Source organism: Lysobacter sp. TAF61 (genome assembly GCF_052113485.1).
GTDB lineage: Bacteria > Pseudomonadota > Gammaproteobacteria > Xanthomonadales > Xanthomonadaceae > Lysobacter_J.
On the sequence record NZ_JBFRDH010000002.1, the window covers coordinates 360703 to 378426 of the forward strand.

Consider the following 17724-nt stretch of genomic DNA (forward strand, 5'->3'; position numbering starts at 1 on the left):
CGCGAGCCGGAGCCATGCCACAACTCGACGTCCATCCGGTGCGAGCCGGATTTGAAGGAGGCCCACGGCCTCCTTTTTCTTTTCTGGCGCGTCAGTCAGAACTCGACGGTCGCCGTGACCACGTCGCTGTAGGTGCCGGCGGTGAAGGTCGGCGTGATCGGCACGCGACCGTAGACGGTAAGCGTCTGCCCCGTGCCCTGACCCGCGCCGGTGCCAGTGCCAATCACGGTGGAGCCGGTCGTGCCGGTGCCCCAGATGACGTTGCGCGCGGCGGTCGTATAGAGGTTGTAGTTGACCGTTTGTGGCCCGACGCCGTTGAGGTACATGCGGCGGGTGGCGACGTTGCCCGAGCGGCCGCCGTCGAGCTTGACCGTGTAGGCGGTGCCGTTGGTGCAGGTGACCGTCAGGTTGGCCTGCGCATCGCGGGCCACGGCCAGCGAGGTGTAGCTGCCGAACGGCATGTTCTGCGCGGCGATCAGGCAGCTGCCCTGGAGCGTGGCGCGCGAGGTGAAGGTGTAGTTGGGTGTCGCCGGCGAGACGTTGCTCGCGCAGTTGGCATTGGCCGCCGTCGAGTAACCCCAGACGGCACTGATCGATTCGGTGTAGGTGCCGGGCGTCGGCGCGGGCGCCGTGGGCTGCACCGTCGATACACGTCCGTACAAGGTGATGGGCCGCGTGATCCACGTGTTTCGCGAGGTGATCGTGACCGTGGTCTGGGCGTTGTAGGTGTAATTGGCGGGCTGGGAATAGGTCGCGTCGGTGTAGATGTCGTAGTAGAACGACGCCACCGGTGCGGCGCGCGTCATCGAGCGGGGCGTGCCGCCGTTGTTGGTGCCGGCGCACACCAGGACGTCGTCGCCAACGTCGGCATTGGCGGTTCCCTGGCAGCTGGCGTTGACCGTCACCGTCGACGTCGTCGCCCCCACCGGCAGTGTCAGCGTGCCGAAGTTCAGGTCGGTGGCGTTGTCGATGCGGCAAGTGATCGCCGCCGAGGCCATGCCCGGCATCAGCAACGACGCGAGCAAGCCGAGCAGGGCCAACGCAATGGGGTAGCGACGCATCATGGTGTGTCCTCGCTGCGGCATTTCACCGTCAGTTTGTCCTGTGCCGAATTGCTGGGCAGCGCCGGGGCCACCGCGGAACACGTGATGCCCGCGCGGGTCCAGGTGAGGCTTTCGCCGGGAGTGTATCGATCGAGCCAGAGGGTGCCGTCGAAACCGACGATGGCCGGACTTCCGTCCTGACGGACCACGCGGGTGCCGGCCTCCACCTGCTTGCCCTCGCGGTCGAGCAGTTCGAGGTTGGCGCTGTGTACCTGCCGGATCGGGAACGGCACGTGCACGCCGCTGCGATCGGGCGGCGTTACCAGCCGTTCCACCGACAGCACTTCCAGGTCGGGCGCGAGGCCATCGGGGTCGATGGCGATGCGATTGCGCTGCCAGCCACGCAGCTCGGGCAGCAGCAGGAAGCCGTTGGCATTGGTGCGGCCGGCGACGCGGTTCTCATAAAGGATCGGCACGTCGGCGATGCCGTTGGTCGAGACAACCGCGAACGAGTCGGTGACGGCGCGGCTGGTGAACAGTTCGCCGCCCATCAGCACCACGCTGCCGTTGCCCTGGCCGTAGACGCTCTGCTGTCCGCCGAAGCTGTCCACGCCGCCCCAGACGTCGCCGGCGCGACCGCGCCAGCCGACGCCAAGCACGCCATCGCCACCGTCGCGCGCCTGCACTTCCCAGCCCAGGCCGCCGCCATAGGGCAACGGACGTCGCAGCGCCGCGACGGCGTCGGTGTCGCCGTTCTGCCGGTCGACCGACAGCGAGGCATCGATGTCGCGGCCCAGCGGCACGTTGATGGACAACGAAACGCCGTGCCCCGAACGATCGTCGTCGAAGGCGCTGACGGTCCAGGCGAAGTTGCGGTAGCTCTGGTTGAACCCGATGCCCTTGGTGCGGCTGGTCGGATTGTCGTGGTCCTGGTAACGGATCCACGAAAGCGAGATCGAGCCGCGCGGGATCGACACCCAGGCCGATGCACGGTCCTGCCGCAGCAACGGCAAGCCGCCCTCTTCGAGAGAGCCCAGGTCGCGGTATTCCTCGGTCGCGCGCTGGCTGTAGACGTCGAAGCCGACGCGCTGGCCGAACCACTGGTAGCCGCCGCCGTACTGGTGGCCGCTGTGCCAGTTGGAGCTGTGTGCGTAGTTGCCGGTGAACACGCCATAGCGGCCCAGCGGCGACCAGGCAAAGCCGATGCCGCCCAGGCTCAACCGCTCGCCGTACTCGGCATGGAACTCGCCGGTGAAGTTGTCGGTGATGCCGTGGCGCATGCTGGCGCTGGCGACCGGGTGCTGCCCGTAGTCGTCCGACTCCAGGCTGTAGTTGCGCCGGAGCAGGCCGGCTTCGAGCGAGAAATCGCTCAGGCCACGGGCCAGGCGCTGGTAGTCGACATACAGCGGGACGCTGGTCTGGGTGGTGCGCCCCAGCGCATCGGTCACCACCACCACGGCCTGTCCGGCGCCGGCCAGGCGCGGGAAGTCGCTGAGCACGAACGGGCCCGGATCGACCTGGCCGCTGTACTGGCGGACGTTGTTGACGTAGAGATCCACCGCCGACGGCACCGCCGCGCTGGCACTGAACTCCGGCAGCGGGTAGATGATCAGGTCGGGGCGGACGCTGAAGTTGCGGCGCCATTGCAGGCCGCCCATGCGCACCGGCCGGCTCCACGCCAGGCCACCGGAAATCAGGTCGCCGGCGGTCCAGGTCGTCATGCGCTGCGGGTCGGAAATCGTCCAGCGCGTGTCCAGGCGCAGGTAGCCATCGTCCTGGTCGCCGCTGCGGCTGACGCCGTAGCTCTGCAGGCTGCCGAACCGGCCAAACCAGCGCAGGCCGGTGCCCAGCGACGCGGTGTCGCTGTCGTCGGAGTGACGGCCATAGGCATCCCAGTCCAGCACCAGGCCCTGGTCGCGATTGACCGAGATCGGTGCCGGCGCCTGGTAGCCCAGGCGGTTGGCGCGGCGCATGTTGGCGGCAGGAATGAGCGTCACCTGCTGCATCGATGCGTCGTAGATCGCGCTGAGGCCTTCGATCGCGTCGAGCGAGACGCGGCCGTTCGGGTCTGCAGTCACGTTGTCGGGCATGACCAGGCCGATCGCATCCAGATCGGCCGGATCGACCGACAGTCGGCCTTCGAACATTTCGAATCGCACCAGCGGCCGCACGATCTGGCCGTCCATGACGATGTCGAGGAAAAGTGCCTGCGGCGCGGCGATCAGCGCGCGCTGGGAGGCCGCCGTCGGGGCCTCTTCATCCAGGCCCGCGGGCAAGCCCGCCGCCGCCCAGGTGGACGGTGCGCAGATCGCGAATAATGCGATCGCCAGCGCTTGCGCGAGGCGATGGTTCCTAACGCCCGGACGACAGTTCAATGCTTGCCGGCTGACCGTTCAGCCGGACCTCGAGCGTCTTCCATACTTGACCGGACCCGAGCTTGTCGCTTTCAAGCGTGAAGCGCCGGGAGCTGCCCGCCAGTACGTAGCCCATGAGGCCAGGGGTCAGTTCCAGACTCTTTCCGTCGGCCGACAGCAGGCGGCTTGCGCCCAACTGGGCAGCGACACCGCCCGAGTTGGAACAGGCCAGCACTGCGGCTTCCAGACGGCACTTGAGGGCGACCGGTGCCGGATCGGCAACGCGGACGAACACAGGAATGAGATAGCGCATCCGGACGTTCACCGCACTCTGGGTCGAGGCGGTGGGATCGCCGGGCAACTCATCGACGACGACCCGGTAAGCCAATTCCTGCCGGGGCGCTGCCTCTGCGTTGCGGACGAGACGGATCAGCTGGTCTGCGCCACCGGCGATTTCCACCACCGGCGGGCTGACAGTCAGATCGTTGCTGGGTTCCAGGACATCCTGGTCACCGTCCTGCGTCCACGCATATACACGGATCTGCGCCGCCACCGGGCTGTCGCCGCCGTTGCCCAGCAGCAACCGGCCACCGCGAACACCGGGCGCCATGTCGACACTGGTCTGTCGGGCTTGCAACTGGCCGCGGGCATGCGCGACCCCACCCATCAGGGTGAGGGCCACGAACGCCGCAAGTGGGAGGCGCAGGTTCATCAGAACGAGACGGTAGCAGTGACGGTGTCGGTGTAGACGCCAGCCGGCTTCGGGTTCTGCGAACCGAACACGCGACCGTAGACATCGAACGTGGTGACGCCCGAGGCGCTGCCGGCCAGGGTGACGTTGCCGCTGGTGCCGTCGCCGATGACGTTGGTGCGGCCGGTTTCAGCGTACAGCGAGTAGTTGACGGTGTTCGCGGACGGACCGGTCATCTTGCGGGAAGCGAAGGTGGCACCCGTGCCGCCGCCAGCACCCAGCGAGACGGTGTACGGACCGGCCGAGACGCAGGTGACGGTCAGCGTGGTCTGCGCGTCAACGGCGGCAGCCAGCGTCGTCTGCGTGTTGAAGTTCAGCGCATTGGCGGCAACGGTGCAGCTGTTGTTGAGCGTCAGGGTGACGTTCATGGAAGCGGTGGCGGTACCGGCCATCGCCATCGGGGCGGTGGCGAGGAGGGCAACTGCGAGCAGCGACGACTTGAGCAGGTTCATTTCCAGATTCTCCGGGGGCGCGATCTGCGCTTTGACGTGCCGGCGGAAATGCCGGGTTATTCGTAGAAAGCAGGAAGTGTGCCAACCGTCGCAAAACCGGTTTCAGGACGTGAAACGAGCGTTAAGTCCGCCAGATTTGACAAAGCTGAACGAGATTTCCATCACACTTTTGTCCTAAAGGTCCAAAGGTGACAATCGCTGTCACGTTGTGTCACCTGTATTTCTGAACGGGGAAATTTCCGGCGGAATCCCGGCGGAGCACCGTTTCGCGACGGTGTCGGCTTGCCGCCGACCCGGCCCACGGCCAAGATTCGGACCCAGCGACAGGGGAACCGCACCGCATGCCATTGATCCAACGCGCCACCGCCGCGCTGCTCCTGGTTGCCGCGGTGGCCGGGGCCGGTTGCGAGCGCGCGCCTGCGCCGGCGGCCGCGCCCACCCCGACCGAGCCGGCCCAGGCGGTCGAGCAGTTGATCGCGGACCTCCGCGGCAACGACTTCGCCACCTACGCCCGCCATTCCGTTCCGCCGGCGCTGTACGCGCGCCTGGACCTGGCCTGGAACGAGGGCCGCACGCGCTGGCCGTTGACCGAGCTGCCGCTCGACGACCGCCTGCCGGCCTTCATCACCGCGCTGGCCGAGCCGGGCGCCGAGCAGCACCTGCTGGCCACCTACAACCGCCAGTTCTCCGGTGCCGGCGCCGAATTGCGCTCGGCGGCGTCGACCCTGGGCCTGTTCGCGACCCAGTACCTGCACAAGGAAGGCGACTACAGCACCGACGAGCGCGCCCATTACGCGCAACTCGTCGCCGCGGTCAGCCGCTGGGGCCAGAAGGCGCCCCTGGGCGACCCGCAGCGTGCGCGCCGGGCAATCCCGCAACTGGTCGCGGCGGCGCGCCAGACCGGCCTGGCCGGCGGCCCGGACAGGTTCCGCCAGCTGGGCATGCAGCGCAGCCTGGAGCGTTTTGGCCCGTTCTTCGGCCGCTTCAAACAGGTCCTGGCCACCTACGGCCTCGATGTCGACGCTGACCTGGGCAGCGCCAGGGCGACCCTGATCGAGCGCGACGGGGACCACGCCCGCGTCGCCCTGGACTACACGCTGGCCGGGCAGAAGATCCGGGCGCAGCTGGCGGTCGAGCGCCGCGATGGCCACTGGTATCTCAGCGATGCACTGCGCCATGCCGAGACCGAGGCGGCACCTGCGTCGGCACCTGCGGCCGCCCCGGCGGCCATGGACCCGGCGGCCAAGCCGAACCGCTGAACGCGCTTTCGACCGCGATAGGCATAATGCCCGCGATGCCGAATCAGACTCCCCTGCCATTCCCGGAACCGGCCAAGGACGCGCCGGCCACCGCCGCCAGCCCGACCGCCGGGTCCGAAACTGTGCCCGAAACCGCGCCCGAAACTGTGCCCGAGCACGCGCCGGGGAACGCGCCCGAGGCCACGCCCGAGGCCGCGCCCGAAGCCATCGCCGACGGGGCTGCCGGGACATCGCCCGAGCCGGACACGCAGCCGCAGCCCGAGCCCGATCCGGCCCAGCCGGAACTGCCAATGCCGGCCGTGGCCCAGCCCGCCGGCTCGACCGTCCGTCCCGAGCGCCGTCGCCCATCGGGCGCACCGCGCCGCCCATGGTGGGCCAAGCTGCTCGGCCGGATGATGGCGCCGTGGGTGCAGCTGACCATCGAGCCGCGCAACCCGACCGCCGAGATCCCCGAGGAATGGAGCGGCCGCCCGGTCTGCTACGTGCTCGAGGACTACGGCCTGAGCAACGCGCTGATCCTGGAACGCGCCTGCCGCGAATCCGGACTGCCCTCGCCGCTGCAGCCGCTGCCCGGCGATCCGCTGCGGAGAAAGCGCGCCTACCTCGCGCTGTCGCGCCGCAACGTCAACACCCTTGCGCAGCTGCAGGCCCTGGCCGGCACCGCCGAGCCGACCACCAAGAGCCACTCCAGTTCTCTGGCGCGCCTGCTCGACGCGCACCGCAACGACCCCACCCTGGACGTGCAGCTGGTGCCGGTGTCGATCTTCGTCGGCCGCGCGCCGGACAAGAACAGCGGCTGGTTCTCGGTGCTGTTCTCGGAAAACTGGACCCTGGTCGGCCGCTTCCGCCGCCTGCTGGCCATCGCCCTCAACGGCCGCGACACCCTGGTGCGCTTCGCCCCGCCGATCGGCCTGCGCGCCATCGTCGACGAAGGCCTGCCGGCCGAGCGCACGGTGCGCAAGCTGTCGCGCGTGCTGCGCGCGCACTTCCGTCGCATCCGCGCGGCCGTGATCGGCCCGGACCTGTCGACCCGGCGCCTGCTGGTGGACCAGGTGCTGACCTCGGCCACGGTCCGCGACGCCATCGCCGACCAGGCGCGTCGCGACAATTCCAAGCTCGCCGACGCCTGGAAGAAAGCACACACCTACGCCTACGAGATCGCCGCCGATTACTCGCACCCGGTGGTGCGTTCGGTCAGCTTCCTGCTGGCGCCGGTGTGGAACCGCATCTACCGCGGCGTGCTGGTGCACCACCTCGACCAGCTCAAGGAAGACGCGCCCGGCCACGAAGTGGTCTACGTGCCCTGCCACCGCAGCCACATGGACTACCTGCTGCTGAGCTACCTGCTGTACACGCGCGGCATCGTGCCGCCGCACATCGTGGCCGGCATCAACCTCAACCTGCCCGTCGTCGGCACCCTGCTGCGCAAGGGCGGCGCGTTCTTCATCCGCCGCAGCATCCGCGGCAGCGCGCTGTATTCGGCGGTGCTGGGCGAGTACGTGGCCCAGCTGGTGTCGGGTGGCTATTCGATCGAGTACTTCGTCGAAGGCGGCCGCTCGCGCACCGGCCGGCTGCTGCAGCCCAAGGGCGGCATGGTGGCGATGACGCTGCGCGCGTACCTGCGCCAGCCCACGCGCCCGGTGCTGTTCCAGCCGGTCTACATCGGCTACGAAAAGCTGATGGAAGGCAACAGCTACCTCGACGAGCTCTCGGGCAAGCCGAAAGAGAAGGAATCGATCTGGGCGCTGCTGTGGGGCATCCCCAAGGTGCTGCGCAGCAATTACGGCCAGGTCGTGGTGAATTTCGGCGAACCGATCCGCCTCAACGACGTGCTCGCCGAGCATGCGCCGGACTGGGATGGCGCGCCTGTCGGCGACGAGGAAAAGCCGGCGTGGCTGTCAGGCGCCGTCGATGCGCTGGCCGAACACATCCAGGTCAACGTCAACCGCGCCGCCGACGTCAACCCGATCAACCTGCTGGCCCTGGCCCTGCTGTCGACGCCCAAGCACGCGATGGGCGAAGCCGACCTGCTGGCGCAGATCACCTTGAGCAAGACCCTGCTGGCGACGCTGCCGTACTCCGACCGCGTCACCGTCACGCCGCACTCGCCGCAGGAGATCGTGGCCCACGGCGAGGAGATCAACGTCCTCAGCCGGACCGCGCACCCGCTCGGCGACGTGCTCGGCGTCAGCGGCGACAACGCGGTGCTGCTGAGCTACTTCCGCAACAACGTGCTGCATCTGTTCACCGCGGCGTCGTGGATCGCCTGCTGCTTCCAGAACAACCGCCGCATGAGCCAGGCCGGCGTGCTGCGCCTGGGCCGCAACGTCTATCCGTTCCTGCAGGCCGAGCTGTTCCTGCCGTGGAGCGAGGAGCAGTTCGCGCAGCGCCTGTCGGACACCATCGAGGTGTTCATCCGCGAAGGCCTGCTCGAGCGCATCAACGAGGAAGAAGGCGGCATCCTCGCCCGCAACGCCGGCCAGACCGACGAGGTGTTCCGCCTGCGTGCGATCGGCCATTCGCTGCAGCAGGCATTCGAGCGCTACTACATCGCCATTTCGGTGCTGGTGAAGAACGGCGCCGGCACGCTCACCGCGTCCGAGCTGGAAAGCATGTGCCAGCTGGCGGCGCAGCGGTTGTCGTTGCTGTACGCACCGGCGGCGCCGGAGTTCTTCGACAAGACCCTGTTCCGCGGCTTCATCCAGAAGCTGCGCGAGATGAAGCTGGTGTGGCCGGACGGGAACGGCAAGCTGGCGTTCGACGCGCGGCTGGACGCCTGGGCAAAGGACGCCAAGGTCATCCTCGGCCGCGAGTTGCGTCACACCATCGAGAAGATCAGCCCGGAGACGGCCAAGGCCGCCCCGGTCGAGCCGGCGACACCGGCAAGCTGAGCCAGGGTTGCCGCAGGCACCGCTGGTGCCGCGGCCTTCAGGCCGGTTCGTCGGGAATCAGTGCGCTCTCGATCCGCGAGATGCAGTCCTTCAACCACAGCTTGCGCTTTTTCAGGCGCTTGACGGTGAGCTCGTCGGCGTCGGGTTCGCGCGCCAGGCGCTCGATCGCCACGTCGAGGTCGCGGTGCTCCAGACGCAGCTCGGCCAGCTGGCGCGCGAGGACGGCGGGATCGTCGCTTTCGATCATCGGCGAAGCTTAACGCGGCCGCGTTGCAGGCGTCACCGCCGTCACCGCCAGCAGGATCTGTACCCATCGAACCGCCGGCCGCCAGATCGGTGTCCGGCCAGAATCCCTGCCCGGTAGAATGGCGGTCCGATGAGCACCGTCCTGCCCCTTCTCGAACCTGCGCCCCACGTGCGCGCCGTCCAGCGCCGCGCGCACGAGAACAACAAGCTGGCCAAGCGCCTGCGCCACCAGGTGGGCCGCGCGATCGCCGACTTCGGCATGATCGAGGACGGCGACAAGGTCATGGTGTGCCTGTCGGGCGGCAAGGACAGCTACACGATGCTCGACATCCTGCGGCAGCTGCAGGCCAGGGCGCCGGTGAAGTTCGAGCTGGTCGCCGTCAACCTCGACCAGAAGCAGCCGGATTTCCCCGAACACGTGTTGCCCGGCTACCTCGAATCGATCGGGGTGGACTACCGGATCCTCGAGCAGGACACCTACTCGGTGGTCACCCGCGTGGTGCCCGAAGGCAAGACCCTGTGCTCGCTGTGCTCGCGCCTGCGCCGTGGCGCGCTGTATGCGTACGCGGCCGAGCACGGCTTCACCAAGATCGCGCTGGGCCATCATCGTGACGATCTGGTATCGACGTTCTTCCTGAACCTGTTCTTCCACGCCAAGCTCGGTGGCATGCCGCCCAAGCTGCTGTCCGACGACGGCCGGCACGTGGTGATCCGCCCCCTCGCCTACGTGCGCGAGGATGACATCGCCGCCTACGCCGAGGCCAGGCAGTTCCCGATCATTCCGTGCAACCTGTGCGGTTCGCAGGAAAACCTGCAGCGCAAGCAGGTAAAGCGGATGATGGATGCCTGGGAGCGCGAGACCCCGGGACGGATCGAATCCATCGCCCGCGCACTCGGCGACGTCCGCCCGTCGAAGCTGTCAGACCCGAACCTGTTCGACTTCCTTGCACTCGGCCGACATGGCGATGCGCCGTTGCCGGATGCCCACGCGTGGCTGGCAGGGGAGCCGGCACGCGACGAAGACAGCCAGACTTGATGCATCGCACGACACTCACCGTCGTTCCCGCGAAGGCGGGAACCCAAGGACGTTGCTTCGCCCATCAAGCGCGAACGTCCATGGCCTCCCGCCTTCGCGGGAATGACGGCCAATCATTTCTCCAGGAATCCAGATGTTCTTCCGCAACCTGACGCTGTTCCGCTTCCCCACCACCACCAAGCTCGATGAACTCAATACCGGCCTGGGCGAATGCCTGCTCAAGCCGGTCGGCCCGCTGGAACTGTCCAGCCGTGGCTTCATCTCCCCGTTCGGCCGCGGCGACGACGAGCTTTCCCACACCCGCGGCGATGCCACCTGGCTCGCGGTCGGCGGCGAGGACAAGATCCTGCCCGGCTCGGTCGTCAACGACATGCTCGCCAAGAAGCTGGCCGAGATCGAGCAGAAGGAAGGCCGCAAGCCCGGCGGCCGCACCCGCAAGCGCATCAAGGACGAGCTGATCACCGACCTGCTGCCGCGCGCGTTTGTGAAGCCCAGCCGCACCGACGCCCTGATCGACATGGGCCACGGCGTGGTCGCCGTCGACACCTCCAGCCGCAAGAGCGGCGAGAACGTGGTCAGCGAGATCCGCCGCGCCCTGGGCAGTTTCCCGGCGCTGCCGCTCAATGCCGAGATCGCGCCGCGCACGGTGCTGACCGGCTGGGTCGCGGGCGAGGAGATGCCCGAGGGCCTGTCGCTGGGCGATGAATGCGAGCTGCGCGACCCGATCGACCAGGGCGCGGTGGTCAAGGTGCAGCGCATGGAACTGCAGAGCGACGAGATCGCCAAGCACCTGGAATCGGGCAAGCAGGTCACGCGCCTGGCCCTGACCCTGGATGACCACGTGTCGTTCGTGCTCGGCGAGGACCTGGTGGTGCGCAAGTTCAAGCTGCTCGATGGCGCCGTCGACGGCCTCGAGTCGACCGAGCGCGAAGACCTGCGTGCCGAGCTCGACGCACGCTTCGTGCTGATGGCCGGCGAGTTCAAGCGCCTGTTCACGGTGCTCGAAGCCGCGCTCAAGCTGTCACGCGCCGAACTCTGACCGCGCACAACTCTGACAACGGGGCGCACTACAGCTGTCATCGCGGCGAAACCAGGAGCAGGCGCAAGCACGTATGATCGGTCTCGTGCCACGTGTTCGCACTCCCACCGAGCCGTCCGCCATGCCTTCCCAGTTTCGAATGTTCGGTCGCCTGCTCGCGCCGAAGCCACGCACGATCGAGCGTGAAGCGCTCGACGTCGAGCTGGACGATGGCCGCACCATCGTCCTGCAGCGCGTGCGCGACCCTCGCGCGCGCCGGCTCAAGCTGTCGGTGGACGAGCGCGGCGCGCGGCTGACGATGCCCACGCGCTGCAGCATTGCCGCCGCCGAGCGCTTCGTCGACGAACACCGGCAATGGTTGGGCGTACAGCTCGACCGCTACGGCATCGACGGCGTGCCGCCGCTCGAACGCGACCTCACCGCCGAACTTCCGCTGCGCGGTGCGATGCTTCCGCTGCAATGGCAGCCAGGCCGCTTCACCCGCCTGGAAGCCGACACTGCCAGCGCCGAGCCCGCACTTCTGTTCACCCTGCCCGACCGTGCCGGCGAGGTCGCGATCCGTCGTGCCGCGCGCGACTTCTATGAAGGGCAGGCGCGCACCGACGTCGGCCGCTGGTTGCCGCGCTACCTGCCGTCACTGCCGCGGGCGCCGCGACGGGTGACGTTCAAGATGATGTCGTCGCAATGGGGCTCGCTGGCGCCGGACGGCTCGATGGCGCTGGACCTGTCGCTGGTGCTGGCGCGCCCGAGCGCATTCGAATACGTGGTGGTGCACGAACTGTGTCACCTCATCCACGCCGACCACTCGCGCTCGTTCTGGCGCGAAGTCGAAGCCCGCTGCCCGCACTGGCGCGAGGAACGCGAGTATTTCCACGGCGAAGGCCGTCGCCTGAAGGCGACGCTGCGCGCGCTGTGCGGGAAGACGGCGGCGTAGCCGGCAACGTCCCTGGGTTCCCGCCTTCGCGGGAATGACGGCTTTTCAAACGAAGACCGGGCAGTGAATTGCCGGAGCGTCGGCGTTCGCCGGGATGACGGTGATGGGCTAGCCCGTCAGGAAATCGCCGATCGTGGCCGCCACCAGCGCCGGATCCTCCATGTGCAGATGGTGCCCACCTTCCAGCACCACCAGCTCGCCATGGGGCAACAGGCCCGCCCGCTCGCGCCGAAGCGCGTCGGGCAGGTACGACTGGGCCGGATTGGCGAAGATCACCCGCGTCGGGCATTCGATGCCGGCGACCAGGTCGCGGATCTGCGGCTCGGTCAAGCGCTGCATCGATGGCAGCGTCAGGCGCGGATCGCTCGACCAGACAAAACCACCCTCGACCGGCGCCACGCCGCGTTCAACCAGCAAGCGTGCAGCCGACTCGCTGAGGCGGCTGCCGACCTGCGCGCCGGCCGCCATGCGCGCGCGCACCGCAACCATCGGATCGGGAAACACCCGCAACGACTTCCCGGGCAGCGCGCGCATCGCCGCGACCGCCTCGCGCAGGCGCGCCACCGTACGCTCGGGCTGCTCGGCCAGGGCCCCAAGCGCTTCGATCGCAACCAGGCGTTCGACGCGCTCCGGGCACGCCGCGGCAACGAGGCTGGAGATGCCCGCGCCCATCGAGTGGCCCAGCAGGGAAAAGCGATCCCAGCCCAGCGCGTCGGCGACATCGAGCACGGCGTTCACGGCGGCGGCGAACGAATAATCCGCACCTGGCGCCAGGTGCGCGCTGGCGCCGTGGCCGGGCAGGTCCGGCGCGACCAGCTCGATACCGTGCAGATGCGCGGCCAGCGGCACGAAGCTGGCGGCATTGTCCAGCCAGCCGTGCAGGGCCAGCACGCGCGGCGCGCCGGCCTGGCCACCGCGCAGTCCGGCGATGCGGCCCAGCGGGGTATCGAGTACGAATTCGTGCAGCGGGTGTACGGGCATCAGTGCCAGGTCTCGAGGCGATGGTTTGCGAGGGCGGCCAGCACGCGCGCATGCGCGCGACTGTCGTTGAGGCACGGGATGTAACGCAGCGTGGCACCTGCGTCGCCGGCATGCGCGGCGAAATCCTCCGCCAGCATCATCGCCACTTCTTCCAGCGTCTCGATGCAGTCGACCGGAAAGCCCGGGGCGACCACGTCGACCTTGCGCACGCCACGTCCGGCCAGTGCGCGCAAGGTGCCCTGCGTGCTGGGTTCAAGCCAGCGGTCCCGGCCGAAGCGCGACTGGTAGCTCAGCGTCCAGGCGTCATCGGCAAGGCCCAGGCACCGGGCGATCGCGCGCGCGCTGGCCTGGCACTGGTCGGCGTACGGATCGCCGGCATCGACCAGCCGCTGCGGCAAGCCGTGGAACGAGAACAGCAGGTGCTCGCCACTGCCGTGCCTGGAGCGGTAGTCGCGAATCGAGGCAGCCACGGTTTCGACCCAGCCCGGATCGAGGTGGTAGTCGTCGATCAGGCGCGTCTGCGGCCCATCCTCGGCGCCCGCCAGGACGTCACCGACCGAGGCCGTCGTCGTGGTGGAGTATTGCGGGTACAGCGGCAGCACCACGGCGCGGCGCACGCCTTCGGCGCGCAGCTGGCGCAGGCGCGAGGCAAGCGACGGCGTGCCGTAACGCATGGCATCGATCACGCGCAGGTGCGGGAGTTCGTCCTGCAGCGCCCTGGCCAGCCTGCGCGTGTACACCGCCAGTGGCGATCCACCGTCATCGCCGGCGACCCAGATGCTGGCGTACTTGCGCGACACCACCTTCGCGCGCAGCGGCAGGATCACCAGGTGCAGCAGCGGCAGCCACAGCGCGCGCGGCAGCGAGACGACGCGGCGATCGGAGAGGAATTCGGCCAGGTAGCGGCGCACCGCTGCGGGCGTGGCCGCGTCGGGCGTGCCCAGGTTGACCAGGACCACGGCGGTGTCGGCGGCCTGGCGGGTGTCAGTGGCTTTGGATTCGCCGGTGGCGGCAATGCTGGCGGGGGCTTGCATGGCGCATAGGATGACAGCTGCACCTGCGGATGGGCATACGCGCCGCGACCCGGCGGGATCTTTCAGCTTATGCGACGCACGCCCGTTTGGGTCGCTTGCAGTTTTCGCTGATTGGGTGAGGATTCATCGCCGCTTAACTAGCCTGAACCGACTGCCGTTTTGGCGGTCGAATCCAAATATCCCCTGGAGTCCGCCATGTCCCGCCGTCTGCCGTCCCACCGCCTGCCGCGCCTTGCTGTCCTGATGCTCAGCCTTAGCCTCGCGGTCACCGCGGTGGCTGGCCCGACCGAGGACCAGCGCGCCGTCGACGCGGTTCGCGTGCTCACGCAGATCCAGCAGATTCCCGAGTCCGGCATTCCCGACAAGCTGCTCGATGAAGCCCGCGGCATTGTCGTGGTGCCCGATTCGCTCAAGGTCGGCCTGGTCCTGGGCGGCCGTCGCGGCCATGGCCTGCTGTCGGTGAAGAACCCCGACGGCACCTGGTCCAACCCCAGCTTCGTCAAGCTCACCGGCGGCAGCATCGGCTTCCAGGCCGGCGTGCAGTCGGCCGACATCGTGCTGGTGTTCCGCAGCGACCGCGGCCTGGACAACATCGTCAACGGCAAGGTCACCCTTGGCGCCGATGCCGGCGTCGCCGCCGGTCCGGTCGGCCGCAATGCCTCCACCGCCACCGACGGCCAACTCAAGGCCGAGATCTGGTCGTGGTCGCGCGCCCGCGGCCTGTTCGCCGGCATCGCCCTCGATGGCGCCGTGCTGTCGATCGACGACGCCGCCAACGAGGCCGTCTACGGCAACGACACGACGCCGCGGATGATCTTCGAAGGCCGCGCGAACGGCCAGCCGTCGACGGCGGTGGTCGATTTCCGCGACCGCCTGGAGGAGGCCAGCTCGATCGCGCGCACCGCCCGCAGCAACGCCAGCGCCGACGAACGCGCCCGCAGCGGCGCGCCGGCGCCGGCGCCGCGCGCAGCCGCACCGGCCGCACCGGTCACTCCTGCCGCCACCACCGCGCCGATCCAGCAGGCCGGTCCGGCGCAGGCCAAGCCCAGCCAGTTCGAGACGGTCGAGAGCCCGGTCAAGGCCGAACCGCTGCCCTGAACGGGTCGCCGCGCTGATCAGGCTGATCAGGCGGGACTTCGCACACCGGAACAACAGCGCCGGCAACGGCGCTGGGGTATCCTGAGCATCCATTTCCTGCGGACAATCTCATGGGCGGTTTGAGTCTTTGGCACTGGCTGATCGTGCTGGTGATCGTGGTGCTGGTGTTTGGCACCAAGCGCCTGGGCAACGTCGGCAAGGACCTCGGCGAGGCCGTGAAGGGCTTCAAGAAGGGCATGCGCGACGACGACGACAAGCCGGCGGCGCAGCTGCGCGACGATTCGCGCGACGCCGGACAGCAGTCCAGCGATACGGCCAACACCAAGCAAGACGACCGCACGCCGCGCTGACGCGGCGTGTGTCCTGACCTGCGTCGGTAGCCGGCCATGTTCGATATCGGCTTTTCCGAGCTGTTCGTCATCGCGATCGTCGCCCTGCTGGTGCTGGGCCCGGAGCGCCTGCCCAAGGCGGCGCGCTTCGCCGGACTGTGGGTGAGGCGCGCGCGTGCGCAGTGGCACTCGGTGAAGTCCGAGCTCGAACACGAGCTGGCCGCCGAGGAGCTCAAGCGCAACCTGCGCGACACCGAGCAGTCGCTGCGCGAGGCCCACGACGAGATCAAGTCCGGCTTCGATGAAGCGCGCAACCGCATCCAGCGCGAGGGCGACGCCCTGCGCCGCGGCGTCGACGAGATCGACGCCGAGTTGCGCTCGCCAGCCACGGGCAGCGATACCGCCGAGAATGCCGAGAACGCCGAGGCCCCGGTTTCGTCCGAGCCGGCCGTTGATGTCGAAGGCAGCACGGCGGCCGTCGAGCCGCATGGCCCGACCCCGGCCGCCGACGCGACCGAGCGCAAATGATCCGCGCTCCCATGAATCGCGCCCCCATGAACCACGACCCCGCACACCCGCACGCCGACGCTGGCTCCGACAGTGACGCCGGCATCGAGCCGCGCCTGATCGACCATCTGATCGAACTGCGCGCACGCCTGTTGCGTGCGGTGGTTGGCCTGCTCGTCGTGTTCCTGGCCTTGATGCCATTTGCCGCCGACATCTATGGCCTGCTCGCCGCCCCGCTGCTGGCGAACCTGCCGGCGTCGGGGCAACTGGTCGCCAACGACCCGGCCGGCGGTTTCTTCGTGCCGATCAAGCTGGCCTTCTTCGCCGCATTGCTGCTGGCGATGCCCTGGCTGCTGTACCAGGCCTGGGCCTTCGTCGCGCCGGGCCTGTACCAGCGCGAGAAGCGCCTGGCCGTGCCGCTGCTGGTATCGGCGGTGGCGCTGTTCTACCTCGGCTGCGCGTTCGCGTTCTTCCTGGTGCTGCCGACGGTGTTCGGCTTCCTGGCCAGGTTCACGCCGGACGTGGTGGCGATGATGCCCGACATCGGCAAGTACCTCGATTTCGTCCTGGTGATCTTCCTGGCCTTCGGCGCCAGCTTCGAGCTGCCGGTGGCGCTGGTGATCCTGGTGCTGCTGGGCTGGGTCACGCCGCAGCAGCTGAAGGATTCTCGCGGCTACGCGGTGGTCGGCGTGTTCGTGATCGCCGCGGTGATCACCCCGCCCGACGTGGTCTCGCAACTGATGCTGGCCATCCCGATGTGCCTGCTCTACGAGGTCGGGATCGTGGCGGCGCGCTGGCTGGTGCCGCAGAAGGCCGAAAGCGAGGCCTGAGGCCGCAAAAGAAAAGCCCCGCTTCGGCGGGGCTTTTTTATCGGCGTCAAACCTCGATGCCACCTGCCGCCGTCGCCACCGGCACGGCCGGCTGAGCCTCGCCGAGCATGCCGCGCCAAGCGTAGTAAATCGTCCCGCCCATCACCGGCAACAGCACCGCCATCAGCAGCAACTGGCCGATGAAGAACGCCGCCTGCTGGCCGATCGCGAAGGCCAGCAGCGCGATCAGGATGTTGGCGACGATGCTCATCGCGAACATCGCGATGAACACCAGCAGCATCATCACCACCAGCGCACCCAGGTTGCGCAGGCAGGCACGGAAACTGATCGACATCGCCGCGAACGCACCACGCTCGGTGAACATCACGTCAGGGATGGCGATGAACGTGAAAAAGCCCGCGACCACGCCGACCACCAGCGCCAGCACCAGCCAGCCGAAAATGCGGCCCGCCGGCAGCGTCTTGGCCAGCTCCGGGTCGGGGTTGGTCTGCATCTGATGGATCACCTGGGCAATGTGCTGCAGCTGCTCGCCGCCGATCATCACCATCAGCAGCAACGCCAGCACCAGCAAGGCCGCCAGCTGCGGCAGCAGCATCGCCAGCAGGCGCGGCAACTTGCCTGATTGCAGGCCCTTGAGCAGGTGCATCGGCTGCGCGCTGCGGCCCAGGTCGACTTCGCGTGCGGCATGGATCACGCCGCCAAACAGGATCGGTCCCAGCACCGCGATCAGGAAACTCAGCCACAGTTGCCCGGTTTCCGAGGCCAGTGCCGACAGGCCGCCCCAGATCAGGCCGAGTAGGCCCAGCGCCATCGGCGCCTTGCGCAGCAGAGCGAATCCGCCAAGCAACCATTCCGCACCGGCACTCGCCGGCACTTTGCGAATCTGCGTCATCGCTGTCCCCATTCCGTCTTTCAAAGGTGGTGTTGTGTTCGCCGTGGC

The 17724-nt window shown here is 68.4% G+C and carries 17 protein-coding genes; 9 read left to right on the top strand and 8 right to left on the bottom strand.

The features are described from left to right. Window positions 1-95: 95 nt before the first annotated feature. From AB4Y64_RS06070 to AB4Y64_RS06085, 4 genes are all read right to left on the bottom strand, one after another. Complete coding sequence (locus AB4Y64_RS06070; RefSeq protein WP_441815539.1) at window positions 96-1061, bottom strand: Csu type fimbrial protein; 966 nt, start codon at window positions 1059-1061, stop codon at window positions 96-98. Continuing rightward, window positions 1061-3319: a fimbria/pilus outer membrane usher protein gene (locus AB4Y64_RS06075; protein WP_441815540.1), complete on the bottom strand. Its 2259-nt coding sequence runs from the start codon at window positions 3317-3319 to the stop codon at window positions 1061-1063. The genes AB4Y64_RS06070 and AB4Y64_RS06075 overlap by 1 nt, the downstream gene beginning before the upstream one ends. A gap of 76 nt (window positions 3320-3395) precedes the next feature. Continuing rightward, window positions 3396-4109 (bottom strand): fimbrial biogenesis chaperone, encoded by a 714-nt coding sequence (locus AB4Y64_RS06080; protein ID WP_441815541.1) that lies wholly within the window; start codon window positions 4107-4109, stop codon window positions 3396-3398. Further along, window positions 4109-4600: a Csu type fimbrial protein gene (locus AB4Y64_RS06085; RefSeq protein ID WP_441815542.1), complete on the bottom strand. Its 492-nt coding sequence runs from the start codon at window positions 4598-4600 to the stop codon at window positions 4109-4111. Before AB4Y64_RS06085 ends, AB4Y64_RS06080 begins: the two co-directional genes overlap by 1 nt. Window positions 4601-4941: 341 nt before the next feature. On the opposite strand from AB4Y64_RS06085, the gene AB4Y64_RS06090 reads away from it, so the two are divergent. Together AB4Y64_RS06090 and plsB are read left to right on the top strand one after the other, a co-directional pair. After that, a complete protein-coding gene (locus AB4Y64_RS06090; RefSeq protein WP_441815543.1) occupies window positions 4942-5859 on the top strand; it encodes a hypothetical protein in 918 nt (305 codons plus the stop codon). Between the two features lie 26 nt (window positions 5860-5885). Beyond that, the gene (plsB, locus tag AB4Y64_RS06095; RefSeq protein WP_441815544.1) at window positions 5886-8750 is read left to right on the top strand and encodes a glycerol-3-phosphate 1-O-acyltransferase PlsB; all 2865 of its coding nucleotides are present in this window, start codon (window positions 5886-5888) and stop codon (window positions 8748-8750) included. Between the two features lie 37 nt (window positions 8751-8787). Here the strand turns inward: plsB and AB4Y64_RS06100 are convergent, their stop codons facing one another. Next, the gene (locus AB4Y64_RS06100) at window positions 8788-8997 is read right to left on the bottom strand and encodes a YdcH family protein (RefSeq protein ID WP_441815545.1); all 210 of its coding nucleotides are present in this window, start codon (window positions 8995-8997) and stop codon (window positions 8788-8790) included. Window positions 8998-9126: 129 nt separating this feature from the next. Here AB4Y64_RS06100 and ttcA point away from each other — a divergent pair, with 129 nt between their 5' ends. The 3 genes from ttcA (at window position 9127) to AB4Y64_RS06115 (ending at window position 12005) form a co-directional block, all read left to right on the top strand. Beyond that, on the top strand, window positions 9127-10032 hold the full coding sequence (gene ttcA / locus AB4Y64_RS06105; protein WP_441815546.1) for a tRNA 2-thiocytidine(32) synthetase TtcA: 906 nt from the start codon (window positions 9127-9129) through the stop codon (window positions 10030-10032). Between the two features lie 133 nt (window positions 10033-10165). Continuing rightward, window positions 10166-11071: a recombination-associated protein RdgC gene (locus AB4Y64_RS06110; protein WP_441815547.1), complete on the top strand. Its 906-nt coding sequence runs from the start codon at window positions 10166-10168 to the stop codon at window positions 11069-11071. Window positions 11072-11192: 121 nt separating this feature from the next. Then, window positions 11193-12005, top strand: a complete 813-nt coding sequence (locus AB4Y64_RS06115; protein ID WP_441815548.1) for a M48 family metallopeptidase — start codon at window positions 11193-11195, stop codon at window positions 12003-12005. 108 nt (window positions 12006-12113) lie between these two features. On the opposite strand, the gene AB4Y64_RS06120 is transcribed toward AB4Y64_RS06115, so the two are convergent. Together AB4Y64_RS06120 and hemH are read right to left on the bottom strand one after the other, a co-directional pair. Then, window positions 12114-12986: an alpha/beta fold hydrolase gene (locus AB4Y64_RS06120; RefSeq protein WP_441815549.1), complete on the bottom strand. Its 873-nt coding sequence runs from the start codon at window positions 12984-12986 to the stop codon at window positions 12114-12116. After that, window positions 12986-14020, bottom strand: a complete 1035-nt coding sequence (gene hemH / locus AB4Y64_RS06125; protein ID WP_441815550.1) for a ferrochelatase — start codon at window positions 14018-14020, stop codon at window positions 12986-12988. Before hemH ends, AB4Y64_RS06120 begins: the two co-directional genes overlap by 1 nt. A gap of 195 nt (window positions 14021-14215) precedes the next feature. On the opposite strand from hemH, the gene AB4Y64_RS06130 reads away from it, so the two are divergent. The 4 genes from AB4Y64_RS06130 to tatC all read left to right on the top strand — a co-directional run bounded on the left by AB4Y64_RS06130 (window position 14216) and on the right by tatC (window position 16784). Then, entirely contained in the window at window positions 14216-15118 is a 903-nt protein-coding gene (locus tag AB4Y64_RS06130; protein ID WP_441815551.1) for a lipid-binding SYLF domain-containing protein, read from the top strand. A gap of 110 nt (window positions 15119-15228) precedes the next feature. Then, entirely contained in the window at window positions 15229-15468 is a 240-nt protein-coding gene (gene tatA, locus AB4Y64_RS06135; protein WP_441815552.1) for a Sec-independent protein translocase subunit TatA, read from the top strand. Window positions 15469-15504: 36 nt separating this feature from the next. Continuing rightward, entirely contained in the window at window positions 15505-15975 is a 471-nt protein-coding gene (gene tatB / locus AB4Y64_RS06140; RefSeq protein WP_441815553.1) for a Sec-independent protein translocase protein TatB, read from the top strand. Window positions 15976-16001: 26 nt separating this feature from the next. Then, window positions 16002-16784, top strand: a complete 783-nt coding sequence (gene tatC, locus AB4Y64_RS06145; protein WP_441815554.1) for a twin-arginine translocase subunit TatC — start codon at window positions 16002-16004, stop codon at window positions 16782-16784. 46 nt (window positions 16785-16830) lie between these two features. Here tatC and AB4Y64_RS06150 read toward each other — a convergent pair whose 3' ends face one another. Next, window positions 16831-17676: a BPSS1780 family membrane protein gene (locus AB4Y64_RS06150; RefSeq protein WP_441815555.1), complete on the bottom strand. Its 846-nt coding sequence runs from the start codon at window positions 17674-17676 to the stop codon at window positions 16831-16833. Between the last annotated feature and the right edge of the window lie 48 nt (window positions 17677-17724).

What these genes read in the sequence shown, in the direction of transcription:
- AB4Y64_RS06070 (WP_441815539.1), bottom strand. Translation starts at nt 1,061, where the DNA reads ATGCGTCGCTACCCCATTGCGTTGGCCCTGCTCGGCTTGCTCGCGTCG.
- AB4Y64_RS06080 (WP_441815541.1), bottom strand. Translation starts at nt 4,109, where the DNA reads ATGAACCTGCGCCTCCCACTTGCGGCGTTCGTGGCCCTCACCCTGATG.
- AB4Y64_RS06085 (WP_441815542.1), bottom strand. Translation starts at nt 4,600, where the DNA reads ATGAACCTGCTCAAGTCGTCGCTGCTCGCAGTTGCCCTCCTCGCCACC.
- AB4Y64_RS06090 (WP_441815543.1), top strand. Translation starts at nt 4,942, where the DNA reads ATGCCATTGATCCAACGCGCCACCGCCGCGCTGCTCCTGGTTGCCGCG.
- plsB (WP_441815544.1), top strand. Translation starts at nt 5,886, where the DNA reads ATGCCCGCGATGCCGAATCAGACTCCCCTGCCATTCCCGGAACCGGCC.
- AB4Y64_RS06100 (WP_441815545.1), bottom strand. Translation starts at nt 8,997, where the DNA reads ATGATCGAAAGCGACGATCCCGCCGTCCTCGCGCGCCAGCTGGCCGAG.
- ttcA (WP_441815546.1), top strand. Translation starts at nt 9,127, where the DNA reads ATGAGCACCGTCCTGCCCCTTCTCGAACCTGCGCCCCACGTGCGCGCC.
- AB4Y64_RS06110 (WP_441815547.1), top strand. Translation starts at nt 10,166, where the DNA reads ATGTTCTTCCGCAACCTGACGCTGTTCCGCTTCCCCACCACCACCAAG.
- AB4Y64_RS06115 (WP_441815548.1), top strand. Translation starts at nt 11,193, where the DNA reads ATGCCTTCCCAGTTTCGAATGTTCGGTCGCCTGCTCGCGCCGAAGCCA.
- AB4Y64_RS06120 (WP_441815549.1), bottom strand. Translation starts at nt 12,986, where the DNA reads ATGCCCGTACACCCGCTGCACGAATTCGTACTCGATACCCCGCTGGGC.
- hemH (WP_441815550.1), bottom strand. Translation starts at nt 14,020, where the DNA reads ATGCAAGCCCCCGCCAGCATTGCCGCCACCGGCGAATCCAAAGCCACT.
- AB4Y64_RS06130 (WP_441815551.1), top strand. Translation starts at nt 14,216, where the DNA reads ATGTCCCGCCGTCTGCCGTCCCACCGCCTGCCGCGCCTTGCTGTCCTG.
- tatA (WP_441815552.1), top strand. Translation starts at nt 15,229, where the DNA reads ATGGGCGGTTTGAGTCTTTGGCACTGGCTGATCGTGCTGGTGATCGTG.
- tatB (WP_441815553.1), top strand. Translation starts at nt 15,505, where the DNA reads ATGTTCGATATCGGCTTTTCCGAGCTGTTCGTCATCGCGATCGTCGCC.
- tatC (WP_441815554.1), top strand. Translation starts at nt 16,002, where the DNA reads ATGAACCACGACCCCGCACACCCGCACGCCGACGCTGGCTCCGACAGT.
- AB4Y64_RS06150 (WP_441815555.1), bottom strand. Translation starts at nt 17,676, where the DNA reads ATGACGCAGATTCGCAAAGTGCCGGCGAGTGCCGGTGCGGAATGGTTG.